This is a genomic window from Coleofasciculus sp. A1-SPW-01 (genome assembly GCF_040217205.1).
Lineage (GTDB): Bacteria > Cyanobacteriota > Cyanobacteriia > Cyanobacteriales > Coleofasciculaceae > Coleofasciculus > Coleofasciculus chthonoplastes_A.
Map to the genome: position 1 here is coordinate 1 of NZ_JAVJNP010000013.1, position 13,622 is coordinate 13,622.

Sequence of the window (13,622 nt, forward strand, 5' to 3'; positions counted from 1 at the left end):
TCTATAAACCAGCCTGGAGGCACGGGGTTATCGTGCAAGCTAAGCCGAACTATTAAGTATGTTCAGCTTAGCTTGTTTGATGACTGAGCGGGCTACTAAAAACCCAGACCTCAGCTCTTAGCAGGTCTGGGTAGTTTATCCAAACACCACCACAACAGGTGATTGTCAAGCTACTGGCGTTTAGTCCTCAGATGGAGTGGGACGAGTTTAAACTCTTTGAACGCGAAGCGCAGGTTCTCAAAGCGCTGAACCATCCCCGCATCCCAAAACATCGGGATTATTTTTCTTTAGATGAACAGATGGGTCAAGGGTTGTGTTGGTTTTGTTTAGTACAGGATTATATTCCCGGTCAATCGCTTCAGCAATTACTTAATCAGGGGAAGCATTTCACACTCGCTCAGGTACGCTCCATCGCTATCCAAGTTTTAGAGATTTTGAGCTATTTACATGGGTTGAATCCGCCTGTACTACATCGCGATATTAAACCCAGTAATTTAATTTTTCAAGAGGATGTCGATACGGCTCAAGATGCATCTGTCTATTTAGTTGATTTTGGCGCTGTTGCTGACCCCACTGTGGTTGAAGGAGTCACGTTTACCGTTGTCGGTACAGCAGGTTATGCCCCCCTCGAACAATTTTGGGGTAAAGCAGTTCCCGCCTCAGATTTATATGCGTTGGGCGCTACATTAATTCATTTATTAACGGGGACAGCACCCGCTGATTTACCTCAGCAAAATTTACGCATTCATTTTCGCGATAGGGTCAGTTTAAGTCCTAGTTTTGTGAATTGGCTGGAATCCCTCACTGATCCAAATTTGGAGCGGCGATTTAATTGCGCGTCTCAAGCCTTGTCAAACCTGAAAAATAGTAATCGGCACTATGTTGATAAGACTCGGCACATTCATCGCACACAAAACAAATGCTTATCCAGGAAAAATACTTTACGCTCATGGACTATTTCAATACCAACAAAGATTATAGTTGATATTTTTTTAATTATAATCTCGATTATTTGTTTGATCACTACCTTGGTAGTTGCCTTTTATATGTTGGGTCTTGGACTCTGTTTCCAGGATTGTGGAGATGGGCAATTCTTGCTAATGTTGGCATTATTGCCTTTCCTTTTTATTGCATTCAATATAGCCTCAAAAATTGTAGAAATTTTCAAAGATTAGCCTGATAAGATCAAGATTTATGAAACAGGTGAAAAATATATTATGTTCAATACAATGTGTCAGTTGACGAGACGCTATCAACTCCGAGAAAAAATTAGCGAAAGACCGAGTCGTCAGACTTGGCGAGCCCTTGATTTAGCATCCGAATCTAAACGAAAATTAGTTATTATTAAATTACTCCCCTTTAGTCCTCAGATGCAATGGGAGCATCTCAAATTATTTGAACGGGAAGCTCAGGTACTCAAAAATATCAATCATCCCCGGATTCCTCGCTATCTCGACTATTTTTCAGTGGACGAGGAAGATGGTACTGGATTACGTTGGTTTGCCTTAGTACAAGAATATATTTCTGGTCAGTCTTTGCAACAGTTGCTTGATCAAGGTAAACGTTTTACCGAACATCAAGTCCGTTGCTTTGCTGAAGAGATTCTGACTATCTTAACCGACTTGCATGAACTGAGTCCCCCTATTATCCATCGCGACATTAAGCCGAGTAACCTAATTTTAGGAAAAAACAATCAAATCTATCTGGTTGATTTTGGTGCGGTGCAAGATAAAGCTAAAGCTGAAGGTGTCACGTTTACTGTCGTCGGAACTAGCGGCTATACACCACCAGAACAACTCTGGGGACGTGCTGTACCCGCCAGTGATCTTTACGCCTTGGGAGCAACGTTAATTCATCTATTAACGGGTATTGCTCCTGCTAATTTACCGCAGTCTGAGATGCGACTGGACTTTCAGACAAATATTCAAGTTAATTTAAATCAGGTTTTTGCGAAATGGCTTGAGATGATGACTGAACCAGCGCTAGAAAAACGCTTTTCTCAAGCCCGTAAAGCTAAATCAGCATTGCTAGAGCTTAATACAGTTCATCGAGAAATGATTGCTAAATCTCTACAGAGTAGCAGTCAAAGCACTAGACATAACCCTCGTTTCTTACGTCTTTTGCATTTAATTACACTTCAGTTTAGCCTTGCTGCTTTTGCTGTTTTTGGCTTAATATTGCCTACGATAAAGACGCTTAAGACAGCACAAGCCAAACGAACTATTGATTCAATGGATTTGGAGCAAAGCGATAATTTTATGCGAAAAAATAAGTTCTTACCTTCTATTCTTTTTCTTGATGTAAACAGAGGAGGCTCAAATTATACCTATTCAACTCATGCTACTCCCTTATATGCTTTGAACTATGCCATTCCTAAGCAAAGGAACCTTAACAGCCTTGTCAGTGGTGTATTCTTAGATTTAGATAGCCTGGAGTCCAATTACTTAACAACTGTAAGGATTTTATGTGAGTCGAAATCTTCTGGAAAAACACTTCCTGCTGCTCCAGTTGTAAAAAATGGGGTATTAGAATGTGGAGTGGGTACAAAAAGAGTAGCTTCTTATTATTCAGGAACATCTGTGATTTGGGGAGAAGAAGAAAAATTGCTTTATGAATCGTTAAATTCTGCAAAAAATGGCAACTATACTCAAGCCCTAAATATGGCTGAAACGCTACGAAATGACGCAACTAAAGATAAGGCATTTGCCGCAATTCTATACGAGTTAATAGAAGCCAAACAGTATGAACAAGCCTTGAAAATTGCTGACACGATGCAACAGCCTAGTTATCGAGCGATCGCGCTAGCGGCTATGGGTGAATTTGAGCAAGCCATTCACGTTGCTAAAACCATTGAAAAGTTCTCTGTAAAAGCCAGTACCTTGGATACAATCGTGCGCGAGTTAGCGGTTGCGGGGAAGTCTGATCGCGCCCTGGAAATAGCTGAAACCATCCAATTGTACTATGGGAGTAGGGAGAAAATGTTACAGGCGATCGCGAACTATCGAAATGATTAGTCAGCAACACCAGCCAGGTTTACATTGCCCTAAGCCTCTTCCTTCTGAAAGAGAATTAAGCCCTGAACTCAAGCCCTGAACTAAAGTACTCGAAGAGAAGCCGCTCCGCGTCTACGGGCTAAAAGCTTAAACCCGTTAAAACAGGTTCATATTATGTCCGGTCAAACACCCCTGAATAAAACGCCTGAAACCTTGGTTTTTACCGCATTGCAATTATGGGCAATCGTCAGGACATGATATCAAACGCTTCCCCAGTAAGCTTTAGCTTACTTTAGCTTTGAGCCGGAAATTTATTTCCAGGCTCAATTTGCCTAACGGGACTTAACTTAATCACTGGGTTAATGGCACAGACACAAAGAAAGCCAGTATATGTACAGCCAAAACACCATGAAATTTTAAGACGCATTGCCTTTGAGCAACGTTGCAACATTTCTGATGTGTTAGATGCCGTATTGGAACAAGCCGACTGGGAAACAATCACGCAAGAGGCGAGAAATAAGCCTATACAGCGATCAATGAAACGGGGAGGAACCAATCAATGACAATAGTTCATGACTGACTATTGACTACCGTCATGAACCTGCCAATCGTCTATCACCCCGACTACGTTACCCCCCTTCCACCCGGACATCGTTTTCCCATGTCCAAATTCGGCAAACTCTGTGAACTCCTCCTCGCCGATACGATTGTCACTTCTGAACAAATCCACACTCCCAATCCTCCACCCAGAGAATGGATTCAACTCATCCACACCCCTGACTACATCCAAGCCTACTGTAACGGTACACTTGACCCGAAAGCCCAGCGCCGCATTGGATTACCTTGGAGTCCCGGCTTGGTGACGCGAACCTGTACGGCGGTTGGCGGGACAATCCTGACGGCTCAACTTGCCCTGACTCATGGTATTGCTTGTAATACGGCGGGAGGAACTCATCATGCCTTTCCCAGCTATGGATCAGGTTTTTGTATCTTTAATGATTTAGCGATCGCGACTCGTGTTCTCCAGACTATGGGATTAGTTCAAAAAATCCTAATTCTTGATTTGGATGTTCATCAAGGAGATGGTACGGCGTTTATTTTCCAAAATGACCCCACTGTCTTTACCTTCTCCATGCACTGTCAGGTCAATTTCCCCGCCACTAAACAAAAAAGTGATCTTGACATTCCTCTCCCTGTGGGTATGGATGACGATGCTTACCTACAAACCTTAGCCCACCATCTCCCTGATATCTTGTCTGAGGTTCAGCCTGACTTAGTTCTCTATGATGCTGGAGTAGACACCCACGCATGCGATCGCTTTGGTAAGCTAGCCTTAACCGATACGGGAATTTACCGCCGTGAAATGCAGGTACTCAGCACCTGTATCGCCGCAGGCTACCCTGTCGCCAGTGTGATTGGGGGCGGCTATGGAGATGACATGAAGGCTTTAATCTACCGTCACTCTCTCCTCCATCGTGCCGCTAATGATGTTTATCGCCATCAGACGTAGTAGGCTGGGCATTGCCCACCTTACATACGGTTAATGATGTTGATCATCATCGGGTGTGAAGAAGACAAGGAATGGAAACTTTATAATCAATCTCTCAGCACTGATACACTTGAAGAGTTAAGAGGTTGCTCTACCCAGCTCTAGGAGATACTGTGCTGCTATCGAAAGGCTTTGAAATTGAAATGTATACTGGCACTCCCCAAGGGGAAATTGTCGGTCTGTCTGATCGGATTGTGGCATCCTTGGATGGCTTCATGCGGGAACCGGATACCCGCAATGTCGAATATACCACGGCTCCTTTATGCTGCTACGATCGCCTCTTATGCGCTTTGGTACGCCCACGCCAGCACCTCCGCACTTATCTGAAAACTCTGGGAAACTACACCCTGATTCCCGGCAGTACCCTGTCTCTAGGGGGGAGCGATCGCTTCTACCGCTCTGACCCGCAAAACCCTTATCATGACTACATTGAGCAAACCTATGGCAGTAATGTGGTCACCGCCAGTGTTCATATCAATGTGGGCATTTCTGACCCAGAACTGCTGATGCAAGCCTGTCGTCTGGTACGGGTAGAAGCCCCCTTATACCTGGCGTTAAGCGCATCATCTCCCTTTCTCGACGGACAAGCCACAGGATATCACTCCACGCGCTGGGCGATTTTTCCGCAAACGCCGTCTCAGGTTCCCCTATTTGAAAGCCATGCTCATTTTATTGAGTGGACCGAAGCCCAACTCGAAGCCGGAACCATGTGTAACGTGCGCCATCTTTGGTCATCGGTTCGACCCAATGGTAATCGACGCCCCTATGATTTAAATCGTCTGGAATTGAGAATTTGTGATTTAGTCGTTGATCCGATTGCCCTGCTGGCGGTAACTGCCTTACTGGAAGCCCGTTTAACCCAGCTTTTAAATGATCCGAGTCTTGACCCTCTCTACGGAAGTCACTTATCAACTCGCGCGGCTAACTTAGTCGCCCTCACTGAAGCTAACGAAATGGCGGCTGCCCGTTCTAGCTTAGATGCAAAACTCACCCATTGGCAGGATGGCAGAACGATTTCGGCACGGGAATGGATTGATGAACTCTATCAAGAAGTTTTACCCATTGCCAAAGCTAAAGGCTTCAGTTGCTTCCTCTCGCCCCTGAAAAAGATTCTCCGCCAAGGGAATACAGCCGGACAGTGGTTACAACTGCAATCTGTGGGCTTTGACACGCAGCAAATTCTCAACCGAGCGATTCAAGACATGACGGAACAAGAAAACGAACTTGAAGATAAGTTGTGTCAGGCTTTGGTGGCTTAATAACCAGGAGGGATGATTTGTCAAGACTATTCGGGCTAAAAATTAAAATATCTAATCAGCTTCTCCCCAAAAGCTGATATTAAAAAAACATATACTATCACAATTTCCAATGGGTCTAATCCAATTCATTCAGTCTCCCTGAATGTGTAGGGTAGGATTGAAAAGAGGTTTGAGGTTTTATGCTTAGGGTTGTCTTAGTTTGCCCCCAAATTCCGCCCAATACAGGCAATGTCGCCCGTACCTGTGCCGCTACAGATACGGAGTTACATCTAGTTGGACCCTTGGGATTTGAAATTAGCGATCGCTACCTCAAGCGAGCCGGACTTGATTATTGGCCCTATGTCAAGTTTCACTACCATGAAACCTTGGAGGCATTTAATCAGGTTTCCCAAAAGCTGGGAGGGCGATGGATTGGTTTCAGCACTTCTGGGCAATACAGTTATGTTCAATTCCAATTTCAACCCAATGACTGGCTGTTCTTTGGCAGCGAAACTCAAGGGCTGTCCCCATCCGTTTTAACCCGTTGTGGCGCAACTGTGGTTATTCCAATGACACAACCCGGTGTTCGCAGTTTAAATCTTTCCGTCAGCGCGGCTTTGGGTTTGTTTGAAGCACGGCGTCAATTGGGATACCTAATCTAGGAAGACCATTCCCGGATAGCGTTCAAGTATTTAAACAGAAGAAACTTCCACCTTCAGCAGCCGCTAATTCCTGAGACTTGGCTTGACCTGAAGCATTTAAGCGTACAACAAGATACTACATTTATGTATACTGTCGTATATATAACTTTATTTAATCGGATCAAGGTTTAATTAAAATTAATTAAAATTTAACAAGTTCCCCCTTTGTGCAGATGGCATATTCTCAATTTATCTCCGCAAAAAAATTAATCAGGCGGAATTCAGCTATATAGAATACGGAAAAGCCACTCCTTTGATAAGAAATTTCTATACAAAAGAGTCCTGCCCCATCGAGGCGGATTGATAGATTTTAATCATCCCAAGTCGGTTGCCTCAGGAGCCTCAAACCCTATCTCCGCAAGAGGAAGCGCAATTTTAGCAGAGGGGAAGTCACCGACAACAGCGTTCCTAACCCGGGAAAGCTTGGGTAGACTGTACGGTTGTTCTTTACCAAAAATTCACGTAAAGTGCCGTCTGTAATCGTTAACTGCTAAACTATCGGTTGCTAGACTATGAGCTTGAGCTCTATACAGTTGCTAAATCCTGCGATCACCGGATAGCCTGGAAGGCTGAGAAAGCAACAAACCGACTTTAGAGTTCGGTTTGAAACTCTAGCCCTCTTCCGGAGAAAAGCCCGTCAAGTCTGTATGTTCTATGCACAACCCTTGACAAAAACCGCCCGACTATTAACTGTGTCTCGTTGATCAAGTATGAAAATATATTCGTCCAGAGACAGCGAGTTATGGCTTAATAAAGGGTGAATCGAGCGGTGATCGTCAACAACTAGAAATTTATCCAGTCAGATTAGCTTGTCTAAATCAAAAAAGCAGGGTACTCTTGCCTAAGTATGTTCACTGTCCGTGATCTAAATCACATTTTAGGGTGAGATCCCTCATTGACTGGGAAAACCATTTAGGAACTGTTCAGTGCTCGTCACACACTAGGAGGTCGTTTTTGAAACGGACATTTACGCAGAAGGTTAAACAGGTTCCTTCGTGTGCAGCCAACTCCGCCCACTCCTTTGAGGCTTTGTTGAAGCTTTCTGGGGAGAAGCCGCCAGTCGGCGCAACCATTCCGACCGAAGGCAACCGCAGAGCTAGGACTTCTGCTGCCATGATTGGATTGGCAATTTCCATGGGAGCTTCCAGCTTGTTGTTACCCCAACAAGGTGATGAAGCCGTAGCCTTGGAACCCATTGCCTCTGAGCCAACGCTGACAACTTTGCCTGTTGGCGTGTCAACGCCTGCGTCTGTGCCAACAGAAAGCGAACCAGACGTTGCCCAGCTCTCGAAACTGCCGCGAGCTACACCAGCTCCAACCCCAGCCCAATCGCCAGCCCAATCGACACCTGTCGTACAACACAATGTACAGGAAGGGCAAACGCTATGGGAGGTTTCGCAAACCTATAAAGTAGCTCCAGAAGCGATCGCGGCGTCGAATCCTGTCCAACCTAACGCCAATCTTGCAGTTGGACAGCAGCTAAAAATCCCGACTGTGAACGGTATCGTTCACGAGGCTAAACCGGGGGAAACGGTCAAATCCGTATCCAAATCTTACGGAGTCGAGCCAAATCAGTTACGGAACTCTACCGGGGTATCCGCATCCGGTCAGCTCAAAACGGGTGAATCCGTCACCGTTCCGGGTCAGGTCGATGACCTGCTCAAGGCGAGACAAGATGTTGCTGTTGATAATTTAAAGCACAAACGGAACCGCTTAAATAACAGTCTGGCGGAGTTGAGGTCTGAGGAGTCCATCAACCGAACAGCAACAGCAGCGACGCCATCCGCGTCAGCAACCCGTCTCCCAGGGGCAGAACGTACCCCAGCGTCAGCCGCGACGAATTCTAACAGTCCTATTGGTATCCCAATTCCCACTCCGGAAATTGCGGCATCACCGACAGTAGACTCAACGGCGGTCAATCAATCTCAATCTCCCGTCGTTATTCCGGTTCCGACACCAGAAATTGCCGCCTCACCGACGGTGGAGTCCTTAGGGGTTAATGGATACCAGTCACCTGTAGTGATTCCGGTTCCCACTCCAGACTCCGAAGCCGCCTCAGGGTCAAAATCCAAAGCGGCTCGCTCATCGGAATCGTCTGTGGTGATTCCGGTTCCCACTCCAGACACAGCCGCATCTCTGGCTATTGAGGAAAATACACCGAAGCCATCACCCTCATCCGTGGTGATTCCGGTTCCTACGCCAAGTCCAGAGCATTTGACCTCACCAGAGGTATCGGAAGACCAAACACCGATCACCTTCCCCAATTCAAAGCTGGAACCCGTCACAACGCCAGAAATCACTGCTCAACCCCCAACACCGCAGCCCGTGGTGATGGAAACGGTGGTAGCCAATAGAGCGGCGACGAATACTTACGAGGTTAAACCGGGAGATACGGTAGACGCGATCGCACGTCGCTATGGTTTATCCCGTTCCGAATTAATTCAAGCGAACGGCTTAAATAATCCCAACCTGATTCGGGTCAATCAACAACTCACCATTCCCACGCCGCCATCGGCTGAGTCATCCGAGCAAAGAGTAACGTTTTTACCGGGTATTCAGGAGCAATCAAACAATTCAGTTACTCGCTCAGTACAACCAGACGTTGAAGCACCCAGAGTCGTTGTTCCTACCACAGCAACATCCGCCTCACCGATTACCCCAACAGTACCAACATCTCAACCGCCAACCGCTTCATCAACTGTTTTTACCCAATCCTCCGTTGGTGAAAACGCCCCAACCAATACCCCGATCGCGTTAGAGGCGAAACGGAATCAGTCCGCTAACGCCGGGGACAACCCCTACGTTGAACGCTTGAGGGCGGATATTCTGAGAATGCGGGCAGAATATCGCCGTCAGCAAACCACGGGTCAGACCCGTTCACCGAGCGAAGTGGTGGTTCCATCTGCGCCAGTTGCGCCGAGTGTAGCTGAGCAATCAACACCCGTTAGGGTCAATCCGGAATTCAATCCGCAGCGGTATGAACAGGAAACTCAAGCCACTTCAGTTCCCATCGCAGTACCGCCACCTGCGGCAACCCCATCTGAACCGAAGGAGCAGGTTGTAGCCGCCGCCCCAGCCCCACCAGCAAGTTATAACCCGATGCTGCAAACCCCGGTTGGGACAACGGTTGCACCTCAATTGCCTCCTCTGTCCGCTCCGGATATGTACTTGCCGGACAGCCCTGCCCCATTTAATGGCTATATTTGGCCCAGCAAGGGGGTTTTAACCTCTGGCTACGGGATGCGTTGGGGACGTATGCACAAGGGGATTGATATTGCAGCTCCGATTGGTACACCGATTGTGGCAGCTGCCCCTGGTGTTGTCGTCACCGCTGGTTGGAATTCCGGTGGCTACGGCAAATTGGTGGAAATCAAACATCCGGATGGTAGCTTGACCCTCTATGCCCACAACAATCGAATTTTGGTGCGTCGGGGTCAAGAGGTTGACCAAGGTCAACAAATTTCGGAGATGGGTAGTACGGGTTACAGTACAGGACCCCACTTGCACTTTGAGGTTCATCCAGGGGGACGCGGAGCCGTTAATCCAATGGCTTTTTTACCCAAGAATCGGTAGTTGGTTCTCCCAGCGACAAAAGTGTGTAGAGGCGTTGCCTGCAACGTCTCTTCTGGCGGGACACAGTTCAAATGGTGTAGTTAGAGTAGGTTGGGTTGAGCGAAGTCGAAACCCAACCGAATCTAGACCTAAAGCCCTGACTACGAACCAAGTCTTTCGGGATTGGCGAAACCCTTGATATACCGTAGGGTGGGCACTGCCCACCACCCTTAAGCCAGTGGCATTCACCTGGAATAGATGTTGGAAAATGTGCTTGTGTTCACGTAAGCTTTATGCTAAATTAAGGAGGCTGTGAAAAAAAACGGCTCAGTAGCTCAGTGGTTAGAGCAGGGGACTCATAAGCCCAAGGTCGTTGGTTCAAATCCGACCTGAGCCATTTGTTAGAAACTTTATAGAGTAAGCTTTTCGGGGGAATAGCCTTAGTTACGGTGGGGCTATTCTACCAAATCTTTATAAATTTGACTACAGCTTCATTGTCTGTAGGGTTTTATTCATAAGAATTGAAAACAATTCCATTTAAATTACTCTAGCGCGACTCCTCCAGTAATAAAACCTCTCAACCTGCACTGATGGAGCTTGATTTGCAGTAAACGGATGTATTTGATTCAATTTTTGCATATAAACAGGACACTTTGCATCAATTAATACAAAAAAAGCAGATAGCGCCGATAAGGTTAACCTGAGATTAACCCAGACAGGATAAAACCTCTGGAACAAAAAATTCCAGGGACGGTTATTCGGTTGGCTAATCTCACAAAAAACTCTATTTGGTGTGAGAGACGAACGTGAATCAAGCTAAAGTTTTTAGGATTGCCTTACTTAATGTTCCGACAATTTTAGGGATAATAATTGGGCTGTCTACCGCCGCGATCGCAGGTGAACCTACCCGAAGGGATAATACCCAACAGCCGAGTTCAATTGCCCAAACGCCCTTGAATCTAGAGATTCCGGTTCCAGATGCAGCGCTGGAGACGGAGGAATTAAACCCATCAGCGACACCGGAAACCCCTGAACCCTCCCTAGATTTGGACACCATGGAAAATCAGGGAATGGGACAAATAACCAACGTTTCCCAACTGCGAGATGTTTCTCCCGGAGACTGGGCGTATGAAGCCTTGCGATCGCTAGTTGAACGGTATGGCTGTATTGCGGGATATCCGGATGGCACATTTCGCGGTAATCGGGCGATGACGCGCTATGAATTTGCGGCTGGATTAAATGCCTGTTTACAGCAAATTGAGCGTTTAATTGGCAACGTTCCCGATAACATTGAAGAATTGCCCACCCTACGACGTTTAGTCGAAGAATTTGAAGCAGAACTTGCCACCTTAGGAGCGCGGGTTGATAATTTAGAAGGTCGAGTGGCGTTTTTAGAAGACCATCAATTTTCCACAACCACAAAGCTATCAGGGGAAGTTATCTTTGGTTTGGTGGATGCGTTTGGGGATGAAGTTGGCGACGATGTAAATACCGTTTTTCACGATCGCGTGCGCCTCAACTTTTTGACTAGCTTCACCGGGAAGGATATGCTGCAAACTCGTCTCCAGGCGGGTAATGCTGCCCTACTCCTAGCAAGAGATGGTGTAACCTTCGACGATGGATCACAGTTTACTCAAGAAGGGCGCTTTACCTACGATGGTGATAACGGCAATGATGTGATTATCGACATCCTGCGCTATCGCTTTCCCCTGGGAGACAAAGCCACAGTACAAATTGTGGCAAATAATGGCTTACACCACTACTACGTGGATACCGTTAACCCTTTCTTAGAAGGCTTAGCTGGGGGTTCTAATGCCATTTCCCGCTTCGCTGAACGGAATCCCATCTACCGAATTGGACCCTTTGGCGCAGGGGCTGCGATCGCGCTGAAACCCAGTGATAATATTAGAGTAGATTTGGGCTACATTTCCAATACCGCCAGTAATCCTGGAGAGGATAATGGCTGGGTTGGTAAAACTGATGCCCGTTTAATTGGATTAGGCGATGCTGATATTTGGAATTTCGCGTTAGGTTTAGTTTTCCCCGATTTAGGGAAAGAGGGAAGCTTTGCCGCCGTTGTTGCGGGTGCAGAACCGACACTAAGAGGATTAGACGTTCCCGGAGGAACCAACGACTTTAATCGAGATTTTGCGTATCACATCGAAGGGTTCTACAAATATCAAGTGAGCGATAATCTCTCGATTACACCGGGTATCATTTGGTTAACCGCTCCCAACCAAAATTCAGATAACAGCGATGCGGTTATTGGTACGGTGAGAACTACCTTCACGTTTTAAACCAAAATTGCTGACAGATACCCGACTTCTTGAAGAAGTCGGGTATCTAATACCAAATCCGCTTAAGTAACTCCCTTTATCACTTGTGGACTTTTTCCCTGGACATCAAACTCTTAGACAAATGACAAATGAAAAAGGAAAAATGACGAATTATTTATTCGCTGTACTCGCTGACGGTAGCGAATGACCCGCATTCGGATCGAAGGAAGGAAATGGTGCCGTTCCACCTAAATATGTGGGTAGAATTCCATCCCATTTCTTAATCATTTCCTCTTGCAATTCTAACTCTCGCAAACGAATCGTTAAAGGAGAAACGGTTGAAGCTTTAATCCGCGAGGCTTCAGCTTCTCCCCTCGCTTCCGCAATTTTTCGCTTAGATTCGGCTTCTGCGACTTCAAGCTGTGCTTTAGCAGCTACGGCTTGCTGTTCAGCTTGGAAACGAGCGGTTATTTGGGCTTCAATCGACTCGTCAAATCGAGGCTTACTGACAAACCCGACGGAATCAAACGTAACGCCAACAGCACCAAATTTATTGTTTAAGCAAGTTTGGACATCTTTGAGCAATTGTGCCTGCTTGTTTCCCACAATTTCTTCGGGTTTCAAGCCAGTAGCTGACTGGTTAAAGCAATTACGGGTTTCGCTGCGAACTAAAGTGGCTTTAAACTGTTCTGGATCTTTCAGATACTTCCCGTAAAAGTCCTTAATTTTCTGGGTGTTGAAAAAATACGACAGGGAGACATCCGCATTAACCGTTGTACCACCGACACCAAAACTGATGCTTTCATCAACTGGAGAGCCTTCTTCCGTTGAAGCCGTTAAGATATAATACTGAACGTGGTCTGGAAAAACGACGATTTCCTCAGTGTAGCCATTATACCAAACCTTTCCTGTACTAATCGTTGCATTTTGCACCCCACGATTTTCACCATAAAGCTCGACTTTTAGTCCGACATAGCCAGCAGGTATCCGCTTAACACTGCTTCCAGGAACCGCACCACAACCCGATGCAATAATTGCTAAAGTAACCGTTATTCCAGTAAGTTTAAGGAAACGACGAGGTATATTTTTCATGGTCTTTAAGGGGTAAAGAAACGTGTCTGAAGTGCAAATCATATTCAGCATAATTTTGGGGGAGGTTGCAAGACAATATTTTGGTTAAATCATGACATTCTATGTGGCTCTACATATCGTAAAATTGATGAAGAGATAAAAGTGATAATTTCGTAAGGATTCAGGGGTCGTGGAAATCCGATGAAGGGGGAAGGCTTCGCCTCCTTTTGGCTATGAGTCGA

General features: G+C 46.2%; 8 protein-coding genes, 1 tRNA gene and 1 pseudogene. 9 read left to right on the forward strand and 1 reads right to left on the reverse strand.

The window, feature by feature from the left end:
* Positions 1-146: 146 nt before the first annotated feature.
* The 9 genes and pseudogenes from RH949_RS02380 to RH949_RS02420 form a co-directional block, all read left to right on the forward strand.
* Positions 147-1,175, forward strand: a pseudogene (locus RH949_RS02380) (serine/threonine protein kinase); the annotation flags it as partial.
* Positions 1,176-1,217: 42 nt separating this feature from the next.
* Positions 1,218-3,014 carry a protein kinase domain-containing protein gene (locus tag RH949_RS02385; RefSeq protein ID WP_446351798.1) on the forward strand — a complete coding sequence of 599 codons (1,797 nt, stop codon included), beginning with the start codon at positions 1,218-1,220 and terminating at the stop codon, positions 3,012-3,014.
* Positions 3,015-3,355: 341 nt separating this feature from the next.
* On the forward strand, positions 3,356-3,556 hold the full coding sequence (locus RH949_RS02390) for a hypothetical protein (RefSeq protein WP_446351799.1): 201 nt from the start codon (positions 3,356-3,358) through the stop codon (positions 3,554-3,556).
* 32 nt (positions 3,557-3,588) lie between these two features.
* Positions 3,589-4,503 (forward strand): histone deacetylase family protein, encoded by a 915-nt coding sequence (locus RH949_RS02395; RefSeq protein ID WP_006101553.1) that lies wholly within the window; start codon positions 3,589-3,591, stop codon positions 4,501-4,503.
* Positions 4,504-4,655: 152 nt separating this feature from the next.
* A complete protein-coding gene (gene gshA, locus RH949_RS02400) occupies positions 4,656-5,801 on the forward strand; it encodes a glutamate--cysteine ligase (RefSeq protein ID WP_446351800.1) in 1,146 nt (381 codons plus the stop codon).
* Between the two features lie 179 nt (positions 5,802-5,980).
* Complete coding sequence (locus RH949_RS02405) at positions 5,981-6,442, forward strand: tRNA (cytidine(34)-2'-O)-methyltransferase (RefSeq protein WP_006101391.1); 462 nt, start codon at positions 5,981-5,983, stop codon at positions 6,440-6,442.
* Positions 6,443-7,435: 993 nt separating this feature from the next.
* Positions 7,436-10,054 (forward strand): peptidoglycan DD-metalloendopeptidase family protein, encoded by a 2,619-nt coding sequence (locus tag RH949_RS02410; protein ID WP_446351801.1) that lies wholly within the window; start codon positions 7,436-7,438, stop codon positions 10,052-10,054.
* A gap of 303 nt (positions 10,055-10,357) precedes the next feature.
* A tRNA-Met gene (locus tag RH949_RS02415) sits at positions 10,358-10,430 on the forward strand.
* Positions 10,431-10,839: 409 nt separating this feature from the next.
* Positions 10,840-12,330 carry an iron uptake porin gene (locus RH949_RS02420; protein WP_446351802.1) on the forward strand — a complete coding sequence of 497 codons (1,491 nt, stop codon included), beginning with the start codon at positions 10,840-10,842 and terminating at the stop codon, positions 12,328-12,330.
* 150 nt (positions 12,331-12,480) lie between these two features.
* Here RH949_RS02420 and RH949_RS02425 read toward each other — a convergent pair whose 3' ends face one another.
* A complete protein-coding gene (locus tag RH949_RS02425) occupies positions 12,481-13,401 on the reverse strand; it encodes an SPFH domain-containing protein (protein WP_446351803.1) in 921 nt (306 codons plus the stop codon).
* Positions 13,402-13,622 lie beyond the last annotated feature (221 nt).

Coding starts and splice junctions, on each gene's coding strand:
- RH949_RS02405 (WP_006101391.1), top strand. CDS start 5,981: ATGCTTAGGGTTGTCTTAGTTTGCCCCCAAATTCCGCCCAATACAGGC.
- RH949_RS02385 (WP_446351798.1), top strand. CDS start 1,218: ATGTTCAATACAATGTGTCAGTTGACGAGACGCTATCAACTCCGAGAA.
- RH949_RS02425 (WP_446351803.1), bottom strand. CDS start 13,401: ATGAAAAATATACCTCGTCGTTTCCTTAAACTTACTGGAATAACGGTT.
- RH949_RS02390 (WP_446351799.1), top strand. CDS start 3,356: ATGGCACAGACACAAAGAAAGCCAGTATATGTACAGCCAAAACACCAT.
- RH949_RS02395 (WP_006101553.1), top strand. CDS start 3,589: ATGAACCTGCCAATCGTCTATCACCCCGACTACGTTACCCCCCTTCCA.